Origin of the sequence: Microbulbifer echini (assembly GCF_041447225.1) — a bacterium.
In the GTDB taxonomy this organism is placed as follows: domain Bacteria; phylum Pseudomonadota; class Gammaproteobacteria; order Pseudomonadales; family Cellvibrionaceae; genus Microbulbifer; species Microbulbifer echini.
In genome coordinates this window covers 1-23,173 of the sequence record NZ_JBGMEL010000021.1, presented here as the reverse complement: position 1 = coordinate 23,173, position 23,173 = coordinate 1, and the positions used below count along the sequence as shown (strand labels likewise).

General features: G+C 55.2%; 27 protein-coding genes and 2 tRNA genes. 12 read left to right on the top strand and 17 right to left on the bottom strand.

Translation table 11 applies throughout. The features are described 5' to 3' along the window. Positions 1-77: 77 nt before the first annotated feature. The 4 genes from ACCI51_RS17135 to msrB all read right to left on the bottom strand — a co-directional run bounded on the left by ACCI51_RS17135 (position 78) and on the right by msrB (position 1,578). A tRNA-Gly gene (locus tag ACCI51_RS17135) sits at positions 78-153 on the bottom strand. 1 nt (position 154) lies between these two features. Continuing rightward, a tRNA-Glu gene (locus tag ACCI51_RS17130) sits at positions 155-230 on the bottom strand. Between the two features lie 134 nt (positions 231-364). Continuing rightward, positions 365-1,168 carry a DUF1499 domain-containing protein gene (locus ACCI51_RS17125; RefSeq protein WP_299585885.1) on the bottom strand — a complete coding sequence of 268 codons (804 nt, stop codon included), beginning with the start codon at positions 1,166-1,168 and terminating at the stop codon, positions 365-367. Then, positions 1,165-1,578 (bottom strand): peptide-methionine (R)-S-oxide reductase MsrB, encoded by a 414-nt coding sequence (gene msrB / locus ACCI51_RS17120; protein ID WP_371844653.1) that lies wholly within the window; start codon positions 1,576-1,578, stop codon positions 1,165-1,167. Before msrB ends, ACCI51_RS17125 begins: the two co-directional genes overlap by 4 nt. Before the next feature lie 126 nt (positions 1,579-1,704). Here msrB and ACCI51_RS17115 point away from each other — a divergent pair, with 126 nt between their 5' ends. Next, the gene (locus ACCI51_RS17115; RefSeq protein WP_299585890.1) at positions 1,705-2,919 is read left to right on the top strand and encodes a pyridoxal phosphate-dependent aminotransferase; all 1,215 of its coding nucleotides are present in this window, start codon (positions 1,705-1,707) and stop codon (positions 2,917-2,919) included. Continuing rightward, a complete protein-coding gene (locus tag ACCI51_RS17110; protein WP_371844651.1) occupies positions 2,919-3,320 on the top strand; it encodes a hypothetical protein in 402 nt (133 codons plus the stop codon). The genes ACCI51_RS17115 and ACCI51_RS17110 overlap by 1 nt, the downstream gene beginning before the upstream one ends. A gap of 34 nt (positions 3,321-3,354) precedes the next feature. On the opposite strand, the gene ACCI51_RS17105 is transcribed toward ACCI51_RS17110, so the two are convergent. The 5 genes from ACCI51_RS17105 to ACCI51_RS17085 are packed head-to-tail and all read right to left on the bottom strand — an operon-like array spanning position 3,355 to position 8,091. After that, complete coding sequence (locus ACCI51_RS17105) at positions 3,355-4,293, bottom strand: class I SAM-dependent methyltransferase (protein ID WP_371844650.1); 939 nt, start codon at positions 4,291-4,293, stop codon at positions 3,355-3,357. Beyond that, positions 4,294-5,457 (bottom strand): ATP-NAD kinase family protein, encoded by a 1,164-nt coding sequence (locus ACCI51_RS17100; RefSeq protein WP_371844649.1) that lies wholly within the window; start codon positions 5,455-5,457, stop codon positions 4,294-4,296. Beyond that, a complete protein-coding gene (locus ACCI51_RS17095) occupies positions 5,448-6,608 on the bottom strand; it encodes a 4-phosphoerythronate dehydrogenase (RefSeq protein WP_299585898.1) in 1,161 nt (386 codons plus the stop codon). The genes ACCI51_RS17100 and ACCI51_RS17095 overlap by 10 nt, the downstream gene beginning before the upstream one ends. Further along, positions 6,605-7,498 (bottom strand): 5'-3' exonuclease, encoded by an 894-nt coding sequence (locus ACCI51_RS17090; RefSeq protein WP_299585900.1) that lies wholly within the window; start codon positions 7,496-7,498, stop codon positions 6,605-6,607. Before ACCI51_RS17090 ends, ACCI51_RS17095 begins: the two co-directional genes overlap by 4 nt. Next, positions 7,495-8,091, bottom strand: coding sequence for an elongation factor P hydroxylase (locus ACCI51_RS17085; protein WP_299585902.1), 597 nt, complete (start codon positions 8,089-8,091; stop codon positions 7,495-7,497). The genes ACCI51_RS17090 and ACCI51_RS17085 overlap by 4 nt, the downstream gene beginning before the upstream one ends. Before the next feature lie 293 nt (positions 8,092-8,384). Here ACCI51_RS17085 and ACCI51_RS17080 point away from each other — a divergent pair, with 293 nt between their 5' ends. Next, complete coding sequence (locus tag ACCI51_RS17080; protein WP_299585905.1) at positions 8,385-9,071, top strand: hypothetical protein; 687 nt, start codon at positions 8,385-8,387, stop codon at positions 9,069-9,071. Positions 9,072-9,165: 94 nt separating this feature from the next. Here the strand turns inward: ACCI51_RS17080 and tusA are convergent, their stop codons facing one another. Next, complete coding sequence (gene tusA, locus ACCI51_RS17075) at positions 9,166-9,396, bottom strand: sulfurtransferase TusA (RefSeq protein WP_299585908.1); 231 nt, start codon at positions 9,394-9,396, stop codon at positions 9,166-9,168. Positions 9,397-9,508: 112 nt separating this feature from the next. On the opposite strand from tusA, the gene ACCI51_RS17070 reads away from it, so the two are divergent. Further along, positions 9,509-9,796, top strand: a complete 288-nt coding sequence (locus ACCI51_RS17070) for an antibiotic biosynthesis monooxygenase family protein (RefSeq protein ID WP_299585911.1) — start codon at positions 9,509-9,511, stop codon at positions 9,794-9,796. Here ACCI51_RS17070 and ACCI51_RS17065 read toward each other — a convergent pair. From ACCI51_RS17065 to ACCI51_RS17050, 4 genes are all read right to left on the bottom strand, one after another. Next, complete coding sequence (locus tag ACCI51_RS17065) at positions 9,771-10,409, bottom strand: alpha/beta family hydrolase (protein WP_299585914.1); 639 nt, start codon at positions 10,407-10,409, stop codon at positions 9,771-9,773. The genes ACCI51_RS17070 and ACCI51_RS17065 overlap by 26 nt on opposite strands. After that, complete coding sequence (locus tag ACCI51_RS17060; RefSeq protein ID WP_299585917.1) at positions 10,402-10,626, bottom strand: YheU family protein; 225 nt, start codon at positions 10,624-10,626, stop codon at positions 10,402-10,404. Before ACCI51_RS17060 ends, ACCI51_RS17065 begins: the two co-directional genes overlap by 8 nt. Positions 10,627-10,708: 82 nt before the next feature. Beyond that, positions 10,709-11,521 carry a class I SAM-dependent methyltransferase gene (locus tag ACCI51_RS17055; protein WP_371844648.1) on the bottom strand — a complete coding sequence of 271 codons (813 nt, stop codon included), beginning with the start codon at positions 11,519-11,521 and terminating at the stop codon, positions 10,709-10,711. 22 nt (positions 11,522-11,543) lie between these two features. Beyond that, positions 11,544-11,843 (bottom strand): MTH1187 family thiamine-binding protein, encoded by a 300-nt coding sequence (locus ACCI51_RS17050; protein WP_371844647.1) that lies wholly within the window; start codon positions 11,841-11,843, stop codon positions 11,544-11,546. Positions 11,844-11,974: 131 nt separating this feature from the next. On the opposite strand from ACCI51_RS17050, the gene ACCI51_RS17045 reads away from it, so the two are divergent. The 4 genes from ACCI51_RS17045 (at position 11,975) to mnmC (ending at position 15,639) form a co-directional block, all read left to right on the top strand. Next, entirely contained in the window at positions 11,975-12,505 is a 531-nt protein-coding gene (locus ACCI51_RS17045) for a glycine cleavage system protein R (RefSeq protein WP_371844646.1), read from the top strand. A gap of 99 nt (positions 12,506-12,604) precedes the next feature. Beyond that, positions 12,605-13,078, top strand: coding sequence for a tRNA (uridine(34)/cytosine(34)/5-carboxymethylaminomethyluridine(34)-2'-O)-methyltransferase TrmL (trmL, locus tag ACCI51_RS17040; RefSeq protein ID WP_371844645.1), 474 nt, complete (start codon positions 12,605-12,607; stop codon positions 13,076-13,078). Between the two features lie 14 nt (positions 13,079-13,092). After that, complete coding sequence (gene fldB / locus ACCI51_RS17035; protein ID WP_299585930.1) at positions 13,093-13,632, top strand: flavodoxin FldB; 540 nt, start codon at positions 13,093-13,095, stop codon at positions 13,630-13,632. 12 nt (positions 13,633-13,644) lie between these two features. Then, positions 13,645-15,639: a bifunctional tRNA (5-methylaminomethyl-2-thiouridine)(34)-methyltransferase MnmD/FAD-dependent 5-carboxymethylaminomethyl-2-thiouridine(34) oxidoreductase MnmC gene (gene mnmC, locus ACCI51_RS17030; RefSeq protein WP_371844644.1), complete on the top strand. Its 1,995-nt coding sequence runs from the start codon at positions 13,645-13,647 to the stop codon at positions 15,637-15,639. On the opposite strand, the gene ACCI51_RS17025 is transcribed toward mnmC, so the two are convergent. Further along, entirely contained in the window at positions 15,625-16,263 is a 639-nt protein-coding gene (locus ACCI51_RS17025; RefSeq protein ID WP_299585935.1) for a DUF502 domain-containing protein, read from the bottom strand. The genes mnmC and ACCI51_RS17025 overlap by 15 nt on opposite strands. Before the next feature lie 9 nt (positions 16,264-16,272). Between ACCI51_RS17025 and ACCI51_RS17020 the strand changes: the two genes are divergently transcribed. After that, the gene (locus ACCI51_RS17020; protein ID WP_299585938.1) at positions 16,273-17,091 is read left to right on the top strand and encodes a glutaminyl-peptide cyclotransferase; all 819 of its coding nucleotides are present in this window, start codon (positions 16,273-16,275) and stop codon (positions 17,089-17,091) included. On the opposite strand, the gene ACCI51_RS17015 is transcribed toward ACCI51_RS17020, so the two are convergent. After that, positions 17,072-17,503: a hypothetical protein gene (locus tag ACCI51_RS17015; RefSeq protein WP_299585941.1), complete on the bottom strand. Its 432-nt coding sequence runs from the start codon at positions 17,501-17,503 to the stop codon at positions 17,072-17,074. The genes ACCI51_RS17020 and ACCI51_RS17015 overlap by 20 nt on opposite strands. A 152-nt stretch (positions 17,504-17,655) precedes the next feature. Here ACCI51_RS17015 and recQ point away from each other — a divergent pair, with 152 nt between their 5' ends. From recQ to ACCI51_RS17000, 3 genes are all read left to right on the top strand, one after another. Continuing rightward, positions 17,656-19,461, top strand: a complete 1,806-nt coding sequence (gene recQ / locus ACCI51_RS17010) for a DNA helicase RecQ (protein WP_299585944.1) — start codon at positions 17,656-17,658, stop codon at positions 19,459-19,461. Between the two features lie 142 nt (positions 19,462-19,603). Beyond that, positions 19,604-21,115, top strand: a complete 1,512-nt coding sequence (locus ACCI51_RS17005; protein WP_371844642.1) for a CoA-acylating methylmalonate-semialdehyde dehydrogenase — start codon at positions 19,604-19,606, stop codon at positions 21,113-21,115. A gap of 129 nt (positions 21,116-21,244) precedes the next feature. Then, positions 21,245-21,517 carry a hypothetical protein gene (locus tag ACCI51_RS17000; RefSeq protein ID WP_371844641.1) on the top strand — a complete coding sequence of 91 codons (273 nt, stop codon included), beginning with the start codon at positions 21,245-21,247 and terminating at the stop codon, positions 21,515-21,517. A 102-nt stretch (positions 21,518-21,619) separates the two neighbouring features. Here the strand turns inward: ACCI51_RS17000 and ACCI51_RS16995 are convergent, their stop codons facing one another. After that, positions 21,620-22,507 (bottom strand): OmpW/AlkL family protein, encoded by an 888-nt coding sequence (locus tag ACCI51_RS16995; protein ID WP_371844640.1) that lies wholly within the window; start codon positions 22,505-22,507, stop codon positions 21,620-21,622. Positions 22,508-23,173 lie beyond the last annotated feature (666 nt).

The window sequence follows — 23,173 nt, the reverse complement described above, 5'->3', positions numbered from 1 at the left end:
GTCCATGGCAATACCACTGATTTCTCGGTGGCAATGCTTTCCGAGTTGACTAGAGATCATCTCAAAAAGCAAAAATTTGGAGCGGGAAACCGGGTTCGAACCGGCGACCTCAACCTTGGCAAGGTTGCGCTCTACCAACTGAGCTATTCCCGCGTGGCATCCCCAAGGGGAGTCGAACCCCTGTTACCGCCGTGAAAGGGCGGTGTCCTAGGCCTCTAGACGATGGGGACCCAGAATCACCTCTGTCGTTTCGCTCCGCCTTAAAGTGTAGCTCTGCGTCAGAAGTGGGGCGCATTCTATGTACCGTTCGGGATACTGTCAACACCCGAACTGCATTTTTTTTCTTTTATTGTCAGGCACTTACCTAACCTGATGGAATTCGGGTGGGAGAATTTGGGCGACTGGTGGCCCCACCGCCCTGAATTCTGGCATCTTCATGCAGCACCTCAAGAAATTCACGTATGCGCTTGGCGTTGGCGCCCAAATCACTCACTCCCTCACGGGAACTGGATCGCACATCTACCCTCGAACCGCCATCCTCATCCGCTCGCACCCGCACCACGATATCATCGGTGAAACCCAGCAGCAGTGTGCGGTCGGTTGCTTCAATATGGCCCTTCTCAGGCTCGTAGGACACAATCCTCCAACCCAGCTCCCTGGCCACCTGAGCGGCCAACTGAGTGGCTCGCTCAATCGGCAGGTGCACATGCAAGGGGTTGATATCGGCATAGACATCAGCTCCACGCTGTAATCGCGCCACCGATTCCCCACCATACTCGGCGCTGTTATCTCCGGGCTTGCGCAAAGCCAACACCGCCTGGTAGCGCGGAGGGTTACGGGTATCGGTAGTGATATCGTGGATTCTCGGCACACTGAAATTGTCCTTACCCACGGTAATCAGGGGCACAGCCAGCGGCAGCAGACCCAGCAGTGTCGCCCAGAGGGCATTGCTACGCGTCTGCGCACTGTGCTTTCGCATACCCCAGACAAACACAAATAGACTTACCAGCGCGATGGCGAGTGCCGCCATCCCCGCATAGGTAAACACCTTGAACACCACACTGAAACGCAGCAACTCAAGCCTCAGCGCCAGGCCGGCGAACACAATGAGCGCAAGCAACCCCCACTGCATCCTCAACAGCCAGCGACTCCAGTGTATTTTGCTCACTCACCCTCCCCTTCTGCAGAATCTTCATAGTCCAGCGTCACGGATAGGGAATTCACGCAATAGCGCAGGCCCGTCTCAGTGGGCCCATCCTCAAATACATGCCCCAAATGGCTATCACACTGGCTACAGCGAATTTCAACCCGCTGCATACCAAAACTGCTATCCGCCTGTTCCCGCACTATCCCCCTAGCAAACTCCGCATCGAAGCTGGGCCAGCCACAATGACTCTGAAATTTAGCACCGGAATCAAACAAAACCTCACCGCAGCAACGGCAGCGATACACTCCATCGTCAAAAACATCCCAATATTCGCCACTAAACGGCGGCTCTGTCCCTCCCTTGCGACAGACCTCAAACTCCTCATCTGTTAGCTGTTCGCGCCAGTAGTTATCGTCTTTCGGTTTTGACATACTCTCTCGTTCCGTTTTTATCGTTCCTGCAGGAGCGGCAGTCGCCGCCAGTAAACGCCCCGCCTATCGCGCAGCTCGCTCGCGGCCCAGGCCGCTCCTGCCCATTTACAGGGCTGCCGCACCACCATGAAGGACATCCAAAAATCTGAAAAACTGCACGGCGTCTGCTACGAGATTCGCGGTCCGGTCATGGAACAGGCCCAACGCATGGAGGAGGAAGGCCACCGCATTCTCAAGCTGAACATCGGCAACCCCGCCCCCTTCGGCTTTAACGCCCCGGACGAGATTATCCAGGACGTCATCCACAACCTCTCCCAGGCACAAGGTTATGTGGAGTCCAAGGGCCTCTTCGCCGCACGCAAAGCCATTATGCAAGAGTGCCAGACCCTGGGTATCCAGGGGGTTGAAATTGACGACATCTACCTTGGCAACGGCGTCTCCGAATTGATTTCGATGGCCACCCAGGCGCTGCTCAATAATGGCGATGAGCTGCTGCTGCCCATGCCCAACTACCCCCTGTGGATGGCAGCCACCAACCTCGCCGGCGCCAACCCAGTGCTGTACCGCTGCGACGAGGAGTCTGACTGGCTGCCGGATATCGAGGATATCAAAGCAAAGATCACCTCCCGCACCCGCGGTATCGTGGTAATCAACCCGAACAACCCCACCGGGGCTATTTACCCAAAGGCCCTACTGGAAGACATTGTAGAGGTGGCGCGCAGCCACAACCTGGTGATTTTTGCCGACGAAATCTATAGCAAAATTCTCTACGACGACGCAGAGTTCACCCCCATGGCCAAACTGGCCCCGGACGTACTCTGCCTGAGCTTTAACGGACTATCGAAATCTTACCGCCTGGCCGGCTTTCGCTCGGGTTGGATGATCGTGAGTGGCACCAAGGAGCGCGCACAGGGCTTTATTGAGGGTATGGATATGCTCTCCTCGATGCGCCTGTGTGGCAATGTGCCGGCGATGTTTGCCGTACAGACCGCGCTGGGCGGCTACCAGAGCATCAACGACCTGGTGCTGCCCGGTGGACGTCTGCGCCAACAGAGAGACCTTGCCCACCGCATGCTCAACGATATTCCCGGCGTCAGTTGCGTCAAACCCAGCGGCGCCATCTACCTGTTCCCCAAATTGCACCTGAACCATCACAAAATCGAAAGCGACGAACGGCTGGTACTGGAATTCCTGCGCCAGGAAAAAATTCTGTTGGTGCAGGGCAGCGCTTTCCACTGGGATGCGCCCGACCACCTGCGCATTGTTTTTCTACCCCGCGTCGATGACCTCTCCCACGCCATTGAACGGCTCGGCTACTTTTTGGAGCAGTATTCCCGCTGATGTTGGACGATCTACATATTCACGATTTCTACCGCGACACCGGCAGAATTCTCTTGGTGTTGTTTGGGCAGTTTCCTATGCCCTCCACCATTTACGTAGAGGATATCTCCGGGCCCGATACACCGGACGAATTTGGCCTGCACGCGCCGCGGCATTTGGCCTGCCTGGGCGCCATAAGCTGGTTAAAACAGAGCGGCTATATCCACTTTTCCCAGCTGGTGCGGCAAGAGGCTGCGGAGGAAGCCGTGCTCAGTCACCGGGGGTTTCTTCTGATGATTCATTCCGAGGAGGAATCCGGGCAGAGTAACGCTCAGCTACTCAATAGTGCGGTGCGCGGCGGTTCTTCGGCAAAATTACAGGCGCTGGTGGAGCGCCTGATGCGCGAATTTGCCAATCTTTGAAACGTGGCAAGCCGTGGACGTTCGGCGGTGGCCGCTATTTCTGGCGGCGGTATTGAACGTGCAACATTTTTAATGCGGCATCCGGGTCCCGATCGGGGAAATCCGGGTTTTGCGCCAATCGTGCCACCACTTCATAGCCACTATCGGCGCCGAGTATCAACTCGCGAAAATGTGCCTCATTGTGTCGCGGCGAATTGATCACCATCAGCAGGTCCGCTTCATCGGCAAGACAGGCGGGCAACTGTTGCAATAACTTTTCATAGTTATGACTCACATCGAAACGGCCCTTCTGGCGCGTGGGCGGATCCACCACGGCGAGCTCAAAAGGTCCTCTGCGATCAAAGCGCTTGAACTGACGCAGCGCATCAAACTGCAGGAATTGAATACCCCGCAGAGATAATCCGTTCACCTCGTGATTTTCACGGCCGCGATTTAATACACCCCGATTCACATCCACATTGACGATCTCGATATCGCCGGCGGCGCGGGCCACAGTGGAAAAAGCGCAGGTGAAGGCGAACAGGTTCAGCATTTTCACCGACGGCCGCCCTGCACGGCTGCGCACCTGTTCTTCAATCCAGGCGCGGCCGGGCTCGATATCCAAGAAAAAACCCACATTCTGCCGATCAAAGGTCAGTGGGAATTTCAATGTATCTCGTAACGCCACCGGCGCTGTTACGGGCTCACCACACTGCCATTGCAACGGTGCACCGGGCTGATAGCGACGTTGTGCGGCCACGCCCTGATAACCGTGAGACTCCGCCATTTGCCAAAGTTGCTCACACAGTTCCCCCTCACCGGCGTACTCCTCAAAAAAAGTCACCAGCAGTGCGGGGAAAAAGCTGTCGATACAAACCTGCTCCAGTCCCTCAAAACAACGGCCGCGACCGTGGAACAGACGGCGGCTGTCACCGCCACCCGATACTAATTTGGACTCAACCTGCTCCAGGAGCCGCTGCCAATCGGTAGACACTCAGATTTCTCCATTACTCAAGGGGTAGAGGATTGCATCCCGGTAGCCTGTAACCACCCGGATAAAACCACTCCACTGTCGATCTAGCTCGGGGTCACCGCTATCCACCAACAGGGGGCGCCCTCCGAGTTCGCTTATCTTGGTTTTGGTGGCAACAACCAGCAGATTTTCGCGGCCCACCTCCCGCAAAACTCGGGGTGAAAACTGCTGGTTGCCACGGCCGATTAAATGGCCCTGACCGCCGATGGCGGTGAGAATAATTTTTACCACACCTGTTTTCAGTCCGCTGTTGTGTGCAGCAATCGCCGCCTCAATCTGCGGGGCACTCACATCGGTCTGAATTAGGATGCCATCACACAGCAGGTCCACTCCCAGCAAAGTGCCCTCACAACCCAACTCATTTAAAATCGCCAGAGTGGTAGAACCGGGACCAACGATATACAAGATGCCCGGCTCCAACGCCTCAACAATATCGGCGGCAATATCCGCTACCGCTAGCGCCTCGACCTCGCGCCCGGCATTTTTTACCGCCTGAAGGAAATGCCCCTCCTGGGGCACAAGCAGCTCACCATAATGACAGGTACTCACCCGCCCCTGGCGAAAACTACTCTCGTCGATATCCCGCACCTCGCGCTCGCACACATCTACCAGCTCACCCGCGAGCAATTTACGCAACACTTCTCCACCCGCTTTGGGGGAAATAGCAAAACAGGCAGAGTGCATTTTGACGCCAGCGGGAATGCCCAGCACAGGGAAGTTATCCCCCAATACATTGGTAATATTGCGCGCAGTGCCATCACCACCGATAAACACGATCAGGTCGGCACCAGCATCGCGAATCGCCGCTGCGGCTCTCTCGGTATCTGCGGATTTTGATGGGGTGGTTTCAGCAGCTCCCACCTCATACACGGCAAACCCCAGCTCGCGAGCAATATCCGCACCCATGTCGCCAGCAAAACACAGAAGTTCCACCTGCTGTCGAAATGGGCCGAGGGCTTCCAGGGCCGTGGCGGCACGCTGCTGGGATTGCGGTTGTATACCCGCGGCCAGGGCCCGCGCCACTGTCTCAGCCCCATCGCTGCCTTTCAGCCCCGCCGGGCCGCCAACACCAGCCCAGGGATTAATAATCAACCCGAGCTTTTTAACTGGCTGCTCTAATCGCACATCAACCCCAGTACTGCCAATTGTTCTCTATTGTGGTCATCCAGGTTTTGGGCAGAGCCAACATAATGGGAAAATTCCAATCGCTCGGGATATTCTCGGCGCAGGCGATCGAAGGCTTTGGCCATGGGCTCAGCCCCCTCCACCACGGCACGCAGACGATAATCATCACTGCGGGGGTCGTACATCTGCAGCAGCAGATCAGCCACAGGCTCGACTCCCCCGTCAACCTGCGCCCCCACTGTCCCCGCGACAATCCGGGTTTTGGCCGACTCGTCATAAGGTGCACTGGCACTCTCTGGCTGTGCCAAGTCGAGGGCGCTAGACAGTGCCTCGCGGATCATGCGGGTGCCCGCGAGCTTGCCATCCAGGCTGTAGCCGGCGATATGCGGAGTGCCCAAATCGACACGCTGTAGCAACTCAAGATTGATATCCGGTTCGCCCTCCCAGACATCCAATACCGTTTTGAAGCGCCGCCCCTGTCGCAGTTGCTGTAGCAGTACGCGATTGTCTACCACCGCCCCCCGCCCAGCACTGATTAAAACGGCATTATCGCGAATCTGCGCCAACTGGTCGGCACCGATCATATGTAAGCTGGGAAAGCGCCCACCCTTAACCAGCGGCGCGTGCAGGCACACAATATCCTGGCCCAGCACGTGTTCCAGCGGCGAAAAATCGGGGTTTTCCGGCAACCAGGGATCATAGACAGCGCAGGAGGCACCCAATGTGTGTAGGCGCTTCTGTAATAACCCCCCCACATTGCCGCAACCGACGATACCAAAACTACGTCCACGCCAGTCCACTCCCAGGGCGGCCAATGCACAAAACACATACTCCACGACCGAATTGGCATTGCAACCGGGAGCAGCGCTCCAGTAGATGCCATTGCGCTCCATCCAGTCGGTATCAAGGTGATCGGTACCGATGGTACAACTGCCCACAAAGCGTACCGACGTCCCCTCCAGTAAACTCTGATTCACCCGGGTCACTGAACGCACCAGCAAAATATCCGCATCGACCAACTGTTCGCGGGTCAGGGTGCGTCCCGGATAACGTTCCAGGGTGCCCAGGTCACCAAAGTACTGCGCCAGTGCCGGTATATTTTCATCGGCAACAATCTTGAGGCCCGCGCCCTGGATGTGACTCTCACTCATATAAATTCTCCTTCGGCACGCTTCAATGTGCGCTCCATTTTTCCCGCCAGACCGCCGATTCCAAACTCCTCCGCCAAGGCCTTGGCCAGGTGCAGGTCCACCGGCTGCGGATACAGATCCGCCACTTTGACACCCAGGGGGATATTCTCCACAAGGCTTGTCAGGCGCTTGGCCAGACGCAATTGATCGGCATGCTCAACCAGTCGCTGCGCTATTCCTTTTGCCCCCCGGATTGGCAGAGACGCAACACGCTCAGATTGCTCCAGCAGCGCTTCGATATCATCAAAGACCGCCAGCAGGGCTGCGGCGGTCTTGGAGCCCACGCCTGGGACACCGGGTATATCGTCACTGGTATCCCCCACCAAAGCTAAGTAATCGGCCATCTGCGCCGGTCTCACACCGAACTTCTGCTCCAGGGCTGTACTGTCCATATGCCGATCTGCGGCAAAGTCCCACAGAGAAGAAGCGCCTCGCGCCATTAACTGCCCCAGGTCTTTATCGCGACTCACAATAACCGGGGCGTGATTGCGCAACTTGCGCGTGAGAGTGGCGAGCAGATCATCGGCCTCATAACACGCACTGGAAAAACTGGCGATGCCCAGCACCTCCGCCATTTCCCGGCAGGCCACCAACTGAAAGGCCAAGGCTTCATCGGGCAGAGCGCGACTGCATTTATAGTCCGGGTAAAGCGTATTGCGAAAGCAGCTACCCAGGGATTCGTCAAAGGCGCAGGCGATATGGCGCGGTTTCCTCGCCAGGAGGTCCAACAGGAAATTGGTAAAGCCATAAACCGCCTCGGTGCTATAGCCGCTGCGACTGTGCCAATTGGGTGGCAGAGCAAAGTAGTAGCGAAAGATATATACAGACGAATCAATCAGGTAACTGCTCACGATAGCTCCGCCAACTGGTAAGCGCAGCCATACAGGGGGTCTGACTGCTCAAACTCCAAAGCCAGAGCCATGGCAAAAGTACGCGCGCGTGCACTGGGACCCTCGGCACAATAAACCAAGACCTGCTGCCAGATCGCCTCCATGAAACGATCGCTGGGGCCGAGATCACTCTGCAAATTGTCCGCACTGACACGGAAGCGCAAGCCACAGGCTCGCGCGAAAATCCACTCCAACGCCTGAGGCTTTACCTCGACCAGCTCAAACTCGGCCTGCTGCTCGGCGCTGCGCCCATCCGGCGCATACCAGTAGCCATAGTCCGGCAGCTGACGACGCGCTTCTCCGGCCACACACCAATGAGCGGCCTCATGCAGAGCACTGGCGGCATAATCGTGGGTAAATTCCACTTGATGGTAGTCCAGCACTTCCCCCGCAGGCCGATAGTAAGGCTCGGAAAACCCACCACGCAGTCGGGTATTAAGCCCTCTCGGATCCGCAAAACAGCGATTAAAGACCCCTGTAATACGCTCCGCTAAAGATCTGACTTCAGGGGAGTCGTTAGAAACTGGAGCCATTTCTGGGCTGGGAACAGGCAAGATATTCTCCGGGGTACCGCAAAGGCGGGGACTATAACAACGGGGGCGCCGCGATCAAAGCCACGACGCCTCAAGGAGCACTTACCACGCCAGTTGCCTTTCCGCAAATCAACATATACCTTTACTCACAGGGAAGCCGCTGAGCACCCGCCCTTTCAGCGTATTCCCCGAGGAGAGGTCTAAAGCAGTCAAATACCCTCCTGCCCCGGTCTTCCTTCAGAGATAGGGCATTGCCAGTCGCACCTTTATCTGATCGGAGACGGTAAACAACCGGCCCTGCCAGGAGGTGTTCCATGACAGACCACAGCATCAACAATGTGGTTGACCTCTTCACCGGCGAGCCGATCGAAACTTCAGCAGACAGGCGCTTTATCCGCCTTTCGCCGGAGCTCGACGGCTTGGAAATGCTCTACTCCAACAATTCAAGTGGAACAGACCTATACAGCCTAAAAGTGCTCTGCTGGGGACTCAGAGCGAATGGCGAGATTGTAGGCCTCGTTCCGTGGTTAAACGCGATAGTCGCCTGTCCAGATATCAGGGACCCTTTAGACGGACGCTTCGAAGGCTACTACGACCCAGGCATTGAGGAAGTCTTCCACCACCCCCCCATTCACAAAGTCGTCGAGCTGGAGACTGCGGCGGAATACTTTGAGTTTGAAAGCAGCAAAGCCGAGGAAGTACTGCAGGAGATCCCCGATACCATCGGCACCCACGCGGTGTTTATGGACGAGGATCGGGAGAACCTGACGCTGATGGAGGTCATCAGCTGGAGACTGCACACTGATGGCGTTATTCACAGCATGCTGATCGACCACGATGTGGTCGAAACCACCCCGGTGTTGCCGGGGGATCACTGCCTATACCCGGCACAGGAGAGCGAGGGCTTCCGCTATTTCTTCCAACACCATATCGCCAACAAGATCAAATCCGAGGACCCTGAAGCACTGGCCGCCATCGCCGCTCTGGTAACGGCACCATAAAACTTGCGGGTCTGAACAGTCGGATATTGGGACTTTTTTGCGAGCACAGCGCCCCGACCCCGCTCAGCGGGGCCGGGGTCGTACCTTTGACCCGTTATCCAGCTTTCTTAATCCAGTACAAAAACTCGTCCTGCTCCTCTGTATGGTGGACCAGTTCGTAGCCGAGAAACTGGCAGAACTTGGGCACATCCCGCTGGGTCGAGGGATCGGTAGCCATCATTTTCAACACCTCCCCATCGGCGACATTTCGCACCGCGGAGTGCAGCATCATTACGGGTTCCGGGCACAGCAGGCCGCGGGCATCGAGAGTGTGATCAAACTTCATAGGTTTTATTGTGCGCAATTAAGCAGGTTTCGTCACCCGGAAACTGACCGCGGCCTCTACCGGCGACAAGCGCGCTAGAATCCACTAAGGCCCTAGCGTTTTTGGGTATGTGATGATCTATGTATTGATTGAGCGGGAAATTGCCGCCGAGATGCAGAGCAGCTACGAAGAGGCGGCGCGCAGAGTACTCACCTGCGCCTACCGCACCGTTGGCTTTATCGAGGGCCAAACCTATATCGAGAGAGGTAACCCACTGCGCCGCTTTACCCTATCCAAATGGCAATCTGAACTGCATTGGCAACACTGGTACACCAGCGAGGAGCGCCGCGCCCAGATGGCCCAGTTGAGCCCCCTGCTCGTGCAAGAGGAGCGCATCACGATTCTTGAAACCGCCGCATGAACGATACCGATGTATCGACCGCAGACTGCCAGTGCTGGATCTGAGTAAAACCACTGGCGCGACGGGGCTTGAAGTCATGGTCACCATCCCCCAACCATTCAACCTCAATCGTGCCCGCCAATGCATAGGTGGCCACTTCGTCACGGTTACCCAAAGGGTCTCTTTCCCCTTGGACAATGAGCGCTGGGCAGTCGATACCCCGAAGGTGCTCAGTGCGCAGCTTGTCCGGCTTACCCTGGGGGTGAAAGGGGTACCCCAGGCAAATAAGCCCGGCAATCACACCCTCAGCAAAGCGCTCAACAGCGAGTAGGCTAGCCACTCGCCCTCCCAGGGATTTGCCACCAATAAACAGGGGAAGGTCACCCGTAAAGCAACCGATCTGCTCTAGGAAGCACGCCTGCAGCTGGGGCATGGTGTTGGGGGGGCGCTTGCTACCGCCGGTGCGGCGCTGGGCCATATAAGGAAACTCAAAGCGCACCACTTCGATGCCTTTAGCACAGAGCGCCTGGGCAAACGCCTGCATAAAGGCACTGTCCATGGGCGCACCTGCACCGTGGGCGAAAAGGAAACGCGCAAAAGGCACCTCCGGGGTATCGATGATATTTTCAGACATCGGTGGGCAGATCCTGGGCCAGTACCAGGTTGACACTCTCCTCACCGGGTTCAAACCAAATGACCACATCGCCGGACTGCAGCTGCCTGCGCAGGCTCGCTACTTTTTCAGGCAAATCAACATCGCGCTCGCCGTACTCGGTGCCCTCGCGGGTAGCGTATTCTTCCAGTAGGCTCTGCAGGGTGCTGGCGTCCAGCTGTTCAAAGGGAACAATCATACAACTTTCAAATTCGGCTGAAACGGGAGCGACCGAGGCCGCTCCCGGGGTGTTAAACACTATGAGGGATGGGGATTAGAACTCAGGACTTGGGTTTGCGGAAGCGCAGTGTCATACGATCGCTCTCGCCAATAGCCAGATACTTTTCTTTGCCTTCATCGCCCAGGCGCAAGACGGGTGGAAGGGTCCAAACGCCTTTCGGGTGCTTAGCAGTATCTTTCGGGTTGGCGTTAACTTCACTGGCTTCCTCCAGCACAAAGCCGGCCTTTTTAGCCACTTCAATCACATAGTCCTGGGTTACATAACCGCTTTCGACCATATCCTCTTTGCTGGTGCCCACCTTGGCGCGGTGCTCTACCACACCCAAAACGCCGCCGGGTTTTAACGCGGCAAAGAAGCTGGCGAAGGCCTTGTCTTCGTATCCGCGGTACATCCAGTTATGCACATTGCGAAAAGTCACCACCGCATCGGCACTGCCTGCAGGGGCGATTTCACGACCGGTTTGCGGGGAGAACTCAGTCACCTCAACATTTTGATAGGCTTTCTTATTGGCTGCCAGCTTATCTTTAAAGTTCTTCAGGGAGCGCTGGTAATAGGAAGATTCGCTGTCCTCGGGGAAGTGCGCCGCGTAGAGCTTGCCCTTCTCGCCCAGGTAAGGCCCGAGGATTTCGGTGTACCAACCACCTCCTGGAGTGATTTCCACCACGGTCATATCCGGCTCAATCCCGAGAAACTCCAGGGTTTCAGCTGGGTTCCGGTACTGATCGCGAGCGGCAAAATCCTTGCTGCGATGATCCCCCTTGATCGCGGAGTTCAGGTCGGCGGCCTGAGCCCCTCCAGCCAGGGCCAGTGTGCCGGCCAATACCAGTAGGGATTTCTTGATATTCATCGTCATAATCGTTCCTGTGTTGTTATCGTTAATCCAGCTTTGATCGCACGCTGTCGATCTTATCCTGTAAAGACTGATCCCGGTCAATACGAGTTCCCAATTTCAGACTGGTAGTGATGCGATCGGCACCCATAGCATGAACCCGCTCGTGGCAGCACTTTACGGCTGCCATCACGGCATCCCAGTCCCCCTCGATGTTGGTGCCGTAAGCATGCAGATGGTGAGTAAGCCCGGCCTCAGCCAGTACCTTTTCACATTCCGCAACATACTGGCTAACTGACACCCCCACACCCATGGGAATCACACATAAGTCGGCAATCACCTTCATTGGCAGTCCCTCGCTAAGTTACCTGTTACCGGGGTTAAAAATAATAGCTTTGAGGTTGGACGATAGAGTTATCCGACAAGATCCTATTACAATGACAATTACTCGTCTCTATTGAAGTAAAGGAACACAATATGCAACAGCACCTTGTTATCTCCATGATCTGTGACGATAAGCCCGGTGTAGTTGAAAGGCTTTCTGCAGTCATTGCTGATAACGGTGGCAACTGGGAGGACAGCCACATGGCGCACTTCGCCGGTAAATTTGCCGGCATCCTGCGCGTCGCGGTCCACGGAGACAAAGCCCAAAACTTGAAAAACGCCCTCGGCACCCTCTCGGAGGCTGGCTACAACTTGGTCATTGAGGATGCCATTGCGATCACCGCCACACCCCAGCAGACTCTCACGCTGAAACTGGTCGGTAATGATCGTGCGGGCATTGTGCGCGAAATTGCCCGCACACTCACCGCCCACCATATCAATATGGAGCAGCTGGAAACCACCTACGGCAGCACTCCCTGGAGCGGCGAGCCGCTCTTTAGGGCCGAGTGCACCATCAGTGTGGACGAGGATATGGATCTCGACGGTCTGCGCGATGAACTCGATCAGATCGCCAATGAGTTGGGAGTAGAGATCGACTGCGAGGAGATCGCCACTCCCCTCTAATTGTGGAATAATCCGCAGCCATACAAGACCGGGCGCTCCATGCCCGGCTTCTATCACGTTAGCTAGCCAGAAAGTACCCATCGGGGCGTCCGCCAAGCAATGTTCAAAATCGTTCTATATCAACCGGAAATTGCTCCTAATACCGGCAATATAATTCGCCTCTGCGCCAACACCGGGGCCGAGCTGCACCTGATCGAACCCCTGGGCTTCGATATGGATGACAAGCGACTGCGTCGCGCCGGGCTCGACTACAGCGAATACAGCCGCGTGGTCCGCCACCCCGACTGGCAGGCATTCCTCGATAGCGAAAAGCCGGAGCGGGTACTCGCCCTTTCTACCAAGGGCAAACGCAGCCATACCGGCATCCAGTATCGAGATGGTGATGCCATTGTGTTTGGCCCCGAAACCCGCGGTCTGCCGGCGGAGTTCTTACAGGCCGTTGGCCCCGATAACACCCTGCGCATTCCCATGCGCGCCGAAAGCCGCAGTATCAATCTGTCCAACTCCACCGCCATCGTGATCTATGAAGCCTGGCGACAGCTGGACTTCCTCGGCGCCATCGATCAGCAGTAAGAATTTCAATATTTATGCAAAGCTCCCAAGCCCCGATAGGCCTCTTTTACGGCTCCAGTACCTGTTACACAGAAATGGCTGCGGAAAAAATTCGCCAGTGTATTGGGCCTCAGTGGATCGACCTACACAATGTGGGTGAAGCAGATATTGCCCTGGCCGAGGACTACGATTTCCTATTGTTTGGCATTCCCACCTGGGACTACGGTGAACTACAGGAAGACTGGGAAAATATCTGGGACGACCTGGCGGGGCTTAACTTGGATGGCAAAAAGGCCGCTTTGTTCGGCCTCGGCGACCAGGAGGGCTACCCCCAGTGGTTCCAGGATGCTTTGGGTTATCTGCATGCCCAGCTACTTGCCTGTGGCGCTCGAGTCGTCGGTTACTGGCCGGCGGAGGGCTATGAATTTGAAGAATCCAAAGGACTCACAGACGATGGCAGTCAGTTCGTAGGGCTTGCTCTCGATGAAGAAAATGAATTTGACCTCAGCGAGGAACGCATCGAGCGCTGGTGCGCCCAAGTGATGGGCGAGTTTGGCCTGCGAGACAAGATCTAGGGAAGTATCGTTTTGAGCAAGCCCGGCAAACAGGCCGATATCCAGTGGCGAGAAGATGGCCAGCCACTATCCCGTGCCTATGACGATATCTATTTCTCCAGTGCCTCCGGCCTGGAAGAGACACGCTACGTTTTTTTGCAGCAAAATGCCCTGGCGGAACGCTGGGCAAACCTAAATGAGCACGCCACCTTCACTATTGGCGAAACCGGCTTTGGCACCGGGCTCAACTTTCTCGCCGCCTGGGAACTCTGGCAAGAGACCGCCCCCAAAAGCGCCCGCCTACATTTTATTACGGTGGAAAAATCCCCCCTGCATCCCCAGGATTTACGCAGAGCCCTGGCGCTGTGGCCGCAGCTGGAGGCCTTTTCCCAGACATTCATTGATGGCTACCCACCACTGCTGGCCGAGGGTGTACATCGCCTGCAGTTTGGCCCTGTAAGCCTGACTCTGATTATTGGTGAAGCGAGCGAGGCCCTGCAAAGCCTGCGCTTGCAACAGGAGTGCCGGGACCGTTTAGTCGACGCCTGGTTCCTGGACGGTTTTGCCCCAGCTAAAAATCCAGATATGTGGACACCGAAGCTGTTCGGAAACATGGCCAGTTTGAGCCGGACCGGCGCAACCTTTTCCACCTTCACCTGTGCCGGGCTGGTCAAACGCGGGCTGCGCGATGCGGGTTTTGCCCTGAACAAGGTGCCGGGCTTCGGCAGCAAACGGGAAATGCTGTGCGGCACCCTGGAAACACTTCACCACAACGATTTCAAAACCACGCCTTGGCACCTACCCGCTACCGCACCGCAGCGGCCAGAGTCAGTCACCATTATTGGTGGCGGGATCTCCGGCGCCACCATCGCTAGAGCGCTAGCGGAACGCGGCGTGCGAGTACAACTATTTGAGCGGGGACCTGCCCCAGGCAGCGGCGGCTCCGGAAATGACCAGGGCATACTCTACGGAAAACTGTCTCCGAAACCGGGCCCCAATGGCGACTTTAATCTCAACGCCCTGATGTTTGCCCAGCGCTATTATCGCCAATATTGCCCGCAACTCGCGCATTTCAATGGCCTCCTGCAACTGGCGCAGACAGATAAGGAACAACAGCTACAACAGCAGATCAGCGACGCTCTAGCCCAATACCGCGACCAAAATCTTGCCCAGGCAATCAGTGCAGAAGAGGCGAGTACTTTGGCGGGCGTAGCGCTGCCATTTAGCGGCCTATATTTCCCCGGCGCCGGCTGGCTGGAGCCACAAAAAGTTTGTACTTCCCTGCTCGAACACGAAAATATCACGCGGCAACATTGCCATGAAGTGGAAATGCTCGCTAGACGGCAGGGTCTGTGGCATTTGCGTGCTGCGGGCAAAGACATTGAGGCTGAAACAGTCATTCTCTGTGGGGCCAATGATATCCGTCACTTCGCACCGGCGGCCGTACTGCCCCTGCGCCCTATTCGTGGACAGGTTTCCAGAGCACTCGCCACAGAGGCCTCCTCACAATTACGGATAGCTCTTTGTGGTGAGGGGTATATCACCCCTGCCCATGAAGGGCGCCAGAGTTTCGGCGCCACTTTTAAACTCAAGGAGAGCGCGACTGAATTGCGTGAGAGTGAACACCGGGAAAACCTGCAAACCTTGTCAGACCTACTCCCGGACCTCGCCGCTGAATTCTCTACCCAGGCATTCACGGGCCGCGCCGCCCTGCGCGCCGCGACACCCGACTACCTGCCCATCGCCGGGCCAATCCCCAACTGGGAATCCCTGCAGAGTACCTATGCCAACCTACGAAAAAACCGCAAGTTGCTGATCGGCGAATTAGCGGATTACCAACCGGGGCTTTATGCCATGGGTGGGCTGGGTTCCCGCGGTTTTACCTATGCGCCCTTGACGGCCGAACTGCTCGCCAGCTGGATAATGGGCGAGGCCCTGCCGGTCAGTGCCGAGCTCGCATTAGCCCTGCATCCGGCGCGCTTTGCCATCCGCGACCTGGGTAAGAATCGTCCGTCAGTTGGCAATTGAGGCATTCCTCAACTTCCCCGGTCGGGCCAGTAAGGTGGCACTTCCGGCTCCACAGGCTACGATTGTTTTCATCGCGGCCTCCACACTCACCCCCGGTAGGATCTCCACGCACTCCTCTGGCACGTGAAAGATAAACCCCGAAGTAGGCACCGGGGCGGTAGGCACATAAACGGTCATTTCCCCATTGTCATGTTGGGAGGTCACAATCGCTGTCACAGAGAGAGGGTTATCGGCTCCGTGGATGCGCACTCTGGCAACCGGCCCAGAAAGTACGCCCTCACCACTACCGCCGATAAATTGCGTAACCAGGTCTTTAATGGTGCTGTACCCAGGAGCCAGGCGGCCAAGCCAACGGTCCACATGCCGATGTAGCCAGTGGCCAATACTGGTTTTCACGAGGAGGCCGATCAAGAAGCAGCTTCCCAGAATCAACGCTATCACCACCAGTCGCGCAAGCGTATCCTTAAACTCTGTATGGGCTTCCAGCCAGACGACGGCAGGCGCGACAACTTCGCTGACTTGGCCAAACAACCACTGGAACAACAGTACAAAAATGGCAATGGGCAACACTACCGCCAAACCACCCAACAGGGTCAAAGTGACAAAGGTTTTTACTCTGGTCATAGATAATTGATGAACCGACTTAAAATTTGCAGCTGGATACCGCTGCTAACATTTTTCCTGCTGCCAATAGCGGCAGAGGCGCAACTCCAGACAACCCCATTCTCCGTCCTGGAGGAACGCCAGCGCGGCGGTGACCACTTCACCCAAGGGCTCTACTTTGACGGCCAGCGCTGGTGGGAAAGCAGCGGTCTCTACCGCCGCTCGTGGCTCGCCGAGTATACCGACCCCGGCGCCAAACCCGTAAGGCGCAAGAGACTGTCGCGCAAGTTATTTGCCGAGGGCCTCACGGTCTTGGGGGAAAAGCTCTATCTGCTGACTTACAAGGCGGGCGAACTGCACATCTACCGCTCCCACGACCTGCAGCATTTGGAGGTCAAGCACTATAAAGGCGATGGTTGGGGCCTCACCAGTGATGGCAAGTACCTAATCATGAGCAATGGGAGTGATGAGTTAACCTTTCGCGATCCCGACACTTTTGAAGTGCAGCGCCGGCTCCGGGTGCACGGCGGCGGGGAGGCCTGGTCCAATCTGAATGAACTGGAATATGCCGAAGGGCGGGTCTGGGCTAATATCTGGCTGGACAGCCGCATAATCGCTATAGACCCTCATAGTGGCGAAGTAATTGGCGCCATTGATCTCGGCCAACTAAACCCCGATATGCCAAATCATCCGGACACTGTGGCCAATGGTATAGCTTGGGACAAAGAACGAAACGGGCTTTGGGTAACCGGGAAATACTGGAAACAGCTGTATCTGATTCGCCCCGCGGGGCTGGGCTTCGACAAGCTGCCCAAACCCGAGCCCGCCGTTAATGCCGGCGATCAATAACCGTCAGCACACCGCCGTTGCGCAGATAATCCATGGAGGAGAGCTGCAGTTGCAGGCGAAACCCATGCCCCTGGCTTTGTAGGCTTACACCACTGAGTCCAGCCTTCCCATCATAAAGCAAAGTCGACTCACCCTTTTCATCCTGCCACTGAATCCCCTCCACATTGCGCATCCCCAAGAGCTCCAGAGTCACGAGAGTAAATTCCTCCGGTAGCGGCTGCAGTTCCACCCGCGCCACGCCAGAAGCCGTCGCCAGGGAAAATGCCAGCTGATTCTCCGGCGCAGGACGCCAGCCCAGGTGGGTATCCGCCACAACCGATTGCGCAAAATTGCGCGGAGTACTGGACGAGCAACCAAGTGGCCCGGCCAGGGCTGCCAACCACAACACAAGAAACACGATCAAAGTGCGCATAGACCTATCCTTAGGCGATCGCTGTGATAGCGTGCGATTATAACCCGTGAATTCCGTCACAACTCTTATGCTGACATTGCATCGTATTTCAAGGCAATACTATCCAATAAACCCGCCGCACAAAGTCGCTACGCGGGGTATACTCCGCCGCCATGAACTCCCCACAACATATTCTCGAACACGTCTTCGGCTACGCCCATTTCCGTGATCCCCAGGAAGCGGTGATCAATACATTAATGAGCGGCGATGATGCCTTAGTGCTGATGCCTACCGGCGGTGGCAAATCCTTGTGCTACCAAATCCCGGCCCTGGCCAGGCCCGGCTGCGGCGTGGTGATCTCCCCACTGATTGCCCTGATGCAAGACCAGGTGGAAGCACTCCAGGAAGCCGGTATCCGAGCCGCCTATCTGAACTCCTCTGTGCCCTACGACGAGGTCCAGGCTATAGAGAGCCAATTGCTGCACGGCGAGCTGGATCTTCTCTATCTCGCCCCCGAGCGCCTGCTGCAAGGGCGCACCCTGTCACTCTTACAGCGCACACAACTATCGTTATTTGCTATTGATGAAGCCCATTGTGTATCCCAGTGGGGTCATGACTTCCGTGCCGATTACCTACAGCTGAGCTGCTTACACGAACAGTTTCCCAGCGTGCCGCGTATCGCTTTAACAGCCACCGCCGACAAACGCACGCGCGCGGAAATTGCCCAGCGTCTCGATCTCGAGGGCGCGCGGCATTTTGTCAGCAGCTTTGACCGCCCGAACATCCAGTACCATATCGAACCCAAAGACAACCAGCGCCGCCAAATCCTCCAATTCCTGAAGAATGGACGAGAGGATCAAGCCGGCGTGGTTTACTGCCTGTCCCGCGCCAAAGTGGAAAATACCGCTGAATGGCTCACTCAACAGGGCTTCACAGCCCTTCCCTACCACGCCGGCCTACCGGCAGAGACTCGCGCTGAGCACCAGCGCCGCTTTCTGAGGGAAGAGGGTGTCATCGTTGTAGCGACCATCGCCTTTGGTATGGGGATAGACAAACCCGATGTGCGCTTTGTTGTTCACCTCGACCTTCCCAAGAGTGTCGAGGCCTATTATCAAGAGACCGGTCGCGCCGGCCGCGATGGCGAGCCCTCGGTGGCACTGTTGTTGTACGGCCTTGAAGATGTAGTCAAGCTTGGGCAGATGGTGGCATCCTCCGAGGGCAGTGAAGAGCACAAGCGCCAAGAGCGCACACGCCTCAATGCCATGCTGGGCCTGTGCGAAATGACCGAGTGCCGGCGCCAGGCACTACTGCACTATTTTGCCGAGACGCTGGAACAGCCCTGCGGAAATTGCGATACCTGCCTGGAATCCCCCGCCACTTGGGATGGCAGCGAAGCTGCGATCAAGCTGCTCTCCTGTGTCTACCGCACCGGCCAGCGCTTTGGCGCCAGCCATGTGATCGACGTACTGCGCGGCTCAGATAATGAGAAAGTACGCAAATTCAGCCACAACCAACTCTCCACCCACGGTATAGGTAAAGAGCTTACCGGCACAGAATGGAGAGCCGTGGTGCGCCAACTGATCGTAAGGGGCTACCTGGAAGTCGAAGGGGAATTTCAGAACCTGACGCTCACAGAAAACTGCCGCCCACTACTGCGTGGGGAGGAAAAGCTGCAGTTGCGCAAGTTGCCCGGCAAAACCCCTCGCGCACAAGCACGCAGCTCAGCAGCAATGGAAGACCTGGAACCCGGTGAGCAGCCCCTATGGGAAGCTCTGCGCAACTGCCGCAAAGAACTGGCTGAAGAGCGTGGCGTTCCTCCCTATGTCGTCTTTCACGATGCCACTCTGCGCGGAATGGTAAAAGCGCACCCACAAACCCGTAGTGAACTGCTTGCAGTCTCCGGCGTGGGAGACAGCAAGCTGGAGCGCTTTGGCGATACCTTCCTCGCCGTGCTCAGGGAATTCCCCAAGCACGTTTGATCGAGCAAACCTGCCTATTAGTCAGTTCACGTGGTATTGGGATGTACCCTCTTCCCGTGAACTTTTCCTCCCTGGGGATACCTGTGTTACAAAGGCACAAAGAGGTAAAAAATAACGTATAAATCCCCAGCGAGAGGAAACCATGAAAGTTATCGGCCACCTGATTAACGGCAAGCTGACGCACAGCGATACCTCCCCCCAACAATCCCGTCTGCAGGATCTCACCAACCCCTCCACCAACGAAGTGATCGGCAGGGTCGCACTGGCCAGCAAAGCCACTGTTGAAGAGGCCATCGCAGCCGCTGAAGCCGCCTACCCCACCTGGCGCAATCTGCCCACGGCCAAACGTGTGCGCATCATGTACCGCCTGCGCGACCTACTGGAAGAGAATGCGGATAAGATCTGTGAGCTGATTACTCAGGAACACGGTAAAGTTCTAAACGATGCGATGGGTGAACTGCAGCGCGGTATTGAGAATATCGAATATGTCTGCTCAGCTCCGGAAATGCTTAAGGGGGAACACAGTAAAAACGTCGGCCCGGCAATCGACTCCTGGAGTGAATTTCAGCCTCTAGGCGTCTGCGCAGGTATCACACCCTTTAACTTTCCGGCCATGGTGCCCCTATGGATGTGGCCAATGGCTATTGCCTGTGGCAACACCTTTATCTTAAAACCCTCTGAGCGTACCCCGTCCTGTGCGCTATTTATCGCCGAACTGGGAATTGAGGCGGGCATACCCGCCGGCGTATTGAATGTCGTTAACGGCGATAAAGAAGCTGTAGACACCCTCCTGACCGACAGGCGTATTCAGGCAGCAAGCTTTGTCGGCTCCACACCGATTGCGGAGTATGTGTACACCACCGGCACAGCCCACGGTAAAAGAGTTCAGGCTTTTGGGGGGGCGAAAAACCACGCTATCGTAATGCCAGACGCAGATCTAGATAACGCCGTCGCCGCATTAATGGGCGCGGCCTACGGCTCTTGTGGCGAGCGCTGTATGGCAATTTCCGTCGCCGTTGCGGTAGGCGATGACACCGCCAACACGCTCGTCGCTAAACTTCAGGCGCAGATCGCCCAGCTTAAAGTGGGCGATGGAATGGACAACCAAAACGATATGGGCCCCCTGGTAACCAAAGCCCATCTGAATAAAGTCCAGGGCCTGATCACTGCCGGTATTGAGGAGGGAGCGGAACTAGTAGTAGATGGCCGCAACCTGAAGGTGCCAGGTTATGAAAATGGCAATTATCTGGGAGCCTGCCTGTTTGACCGTGTCACTGCAGAAATGCACATACACAGCTGTGAAATATTTGGCCCGGTACTGTGTGTCATGCGTGTCGACACCATGCAAGAAGCGATGGATATCATCAATAACCATGAATACGGCAATGGTACCTGTCTGTTCACTCGTGACGGGGAAGCTGCGCGCTACTTTAGTGACAACATCAAAGTAGGCATGGTCGGTATCAATGTTCCGCTGCCGGTTCCCGTCGCGCACCATAGCTTCGGCGGCTGGAAACGCTCACTGTTTGGAGACCTACATGCTTACGGGCCCGATTCTGTCCGGTTTTATACTAAGCGTAAAACCATCACTCAGCGCTGGCCAGCAAGCGGGGTAAGAGAGGGAATGCAATTCAGCTTCCCCAGTAATAACTAACGTGATTGAGCAATCATGGGGCGGAAACCGCCCCTACGACAGTTAAAACTGCAAGAAACCAAAATTAATAGCCAGCCGCCCTTGATGTATTGGCAATCAACCAAGCCTTTAAAATTTCAAGGAGTAGATATGATCCGCACATTCAACACCAAGATAGAACTTACATTATTAGCGCCGCCCTTATTTTCCCTACTCATTATTTTTTCTCCAGCTACAGCACTAGCGCAAAGTGCAACACTGAAAAAATGCCAAAGCTGGAACGATAAGATTGAAAGCTACCAGGAGAAAAGAAAAGAGGGCGGATCCGGAAAAGAAATGGATCGCTGGAAAAGAAAGATACGTCAATACAAAGATAAATTTAGAAAGAACAAATGCAATAGGTATGGAAGAAGGTTGAATTAATAATTCACTGCAGCCACACACCCTAAAGGGTGATGCACTTCAGAGTTGAATGTAGGAAATAAAAAAGGGCGCACTGCGCCCTTTTTCAAAGGATAAGTTGGATTACCAGTGGAAATCGAACTTATAGCCTACACCGATGTTGAAGACCCAGGGATCAAAGTCGTAATCACCCCCAAATCTATGTTCCCACCAGCGATTAAAATTATCATCATCATCATCAAAATTGCGATAGAGAGTATTCACTTCAACATCGGTATCAACGTCATAGTAAATGGCTGCCAAGTTAATCAGCCAGCTACTATCGTGACCGAAGGTGAAATCAACACCAATCTGCCATGTATAACCCCAGCTATCCCCAAAGTTTACACGACCAGTCCAGTCGCGGAACTCTAGGTCATCATCATCATTACGATGCCAAAAACCCCAGTTCCTGAGGCGCTCATCGCTGAAGTCGGTATAGTTAATACCAATTCCCATATAAGGCTGAACCAAGCAACTGGGATCCAGTGGATACCAGTTCAGGTATGCAGCCGTAGTTTGGGGCTTCCAGCGAGCGAAATCACCCCGACGATGATTAAATAACAAATCATCATCCCAATCATCATCCCAGAAACGATATAACCAAGGGTTACGGTCACCACCAGTATGGCGATCACCTTGTTGGTAACTCAGTGAGACACCCCAGTGGTCCATCGGCTTCCACTCGGCGTTGATAAACCAACCCCACTCACTATCAGGATCAAGATTGGTTCGGAAAGCACCCCAGTCATCGAAACGATCATCATCATCATCATCATAAAAACGAAGCCACCGATCAGCAAAGGTTACATTGTCTGAATTTGGTGACCAGTAAGCTCCGCCAATCCGAATCTTGAACTCCTGGGTTGGAGGCGGTGGTGGGGCATAGCCAGCAGGTCCTGCCGAAGCGACACTAGAGATAGCTAAGGCGAGGGGCGTCATAACGGGGATCAGAATACGCGTCATCTTCATTTGTGGTAACTCCATTGATATTCAGCAGATCAAACAGCAATCAGCCCAATCAATGGTCAGTCTAGTCGCACGAAATCACAGGTGTAGAAAAAACAATCAAATGTTGGCGCCCAAATATAATTCTGCATTATTCTGGCGCCAACCAGCTCTTTTGACGTAAAAATTAACAACCTGTTAACGATTTAATAATCTTTTCGACGACTCTTATTTATTTTTTTGCCGCACAAATTTCGACAACATGTGCCGCTCTAAATTCCAATTAAATACGCACCAAATAAGTTCAAATACAGAAACAAAAAAGAGCAGATGAGACAGGAGTAAAAACCGGCAGGAAATTCCTCATATAATTATCAGCACGGTGAATTAGAGTTTCTCCCTCCATGAAGACGTATGAACACCCCCTTACATAAGCAATCCACATTTCTATGCGTGAGATTCTGTAGGGCGAGCCTTATTTCTTTTCTTCCTTTTAATTAGCCTGGCCATGGCAAGGCGCACAGGCACCTATGCCATGGCAATCCCGAGAACCGAGAAGAAACGAGCACCTAGGGAACCTCTGAATAATTCCGAGCCAATTTGGTAGTATTCAGTTATCCGTCAAGGCTACGATAGATCATGCACCAAGTCACCTTTGCCGAAGCAGAATACAATCTGAAGCGCCGTAAA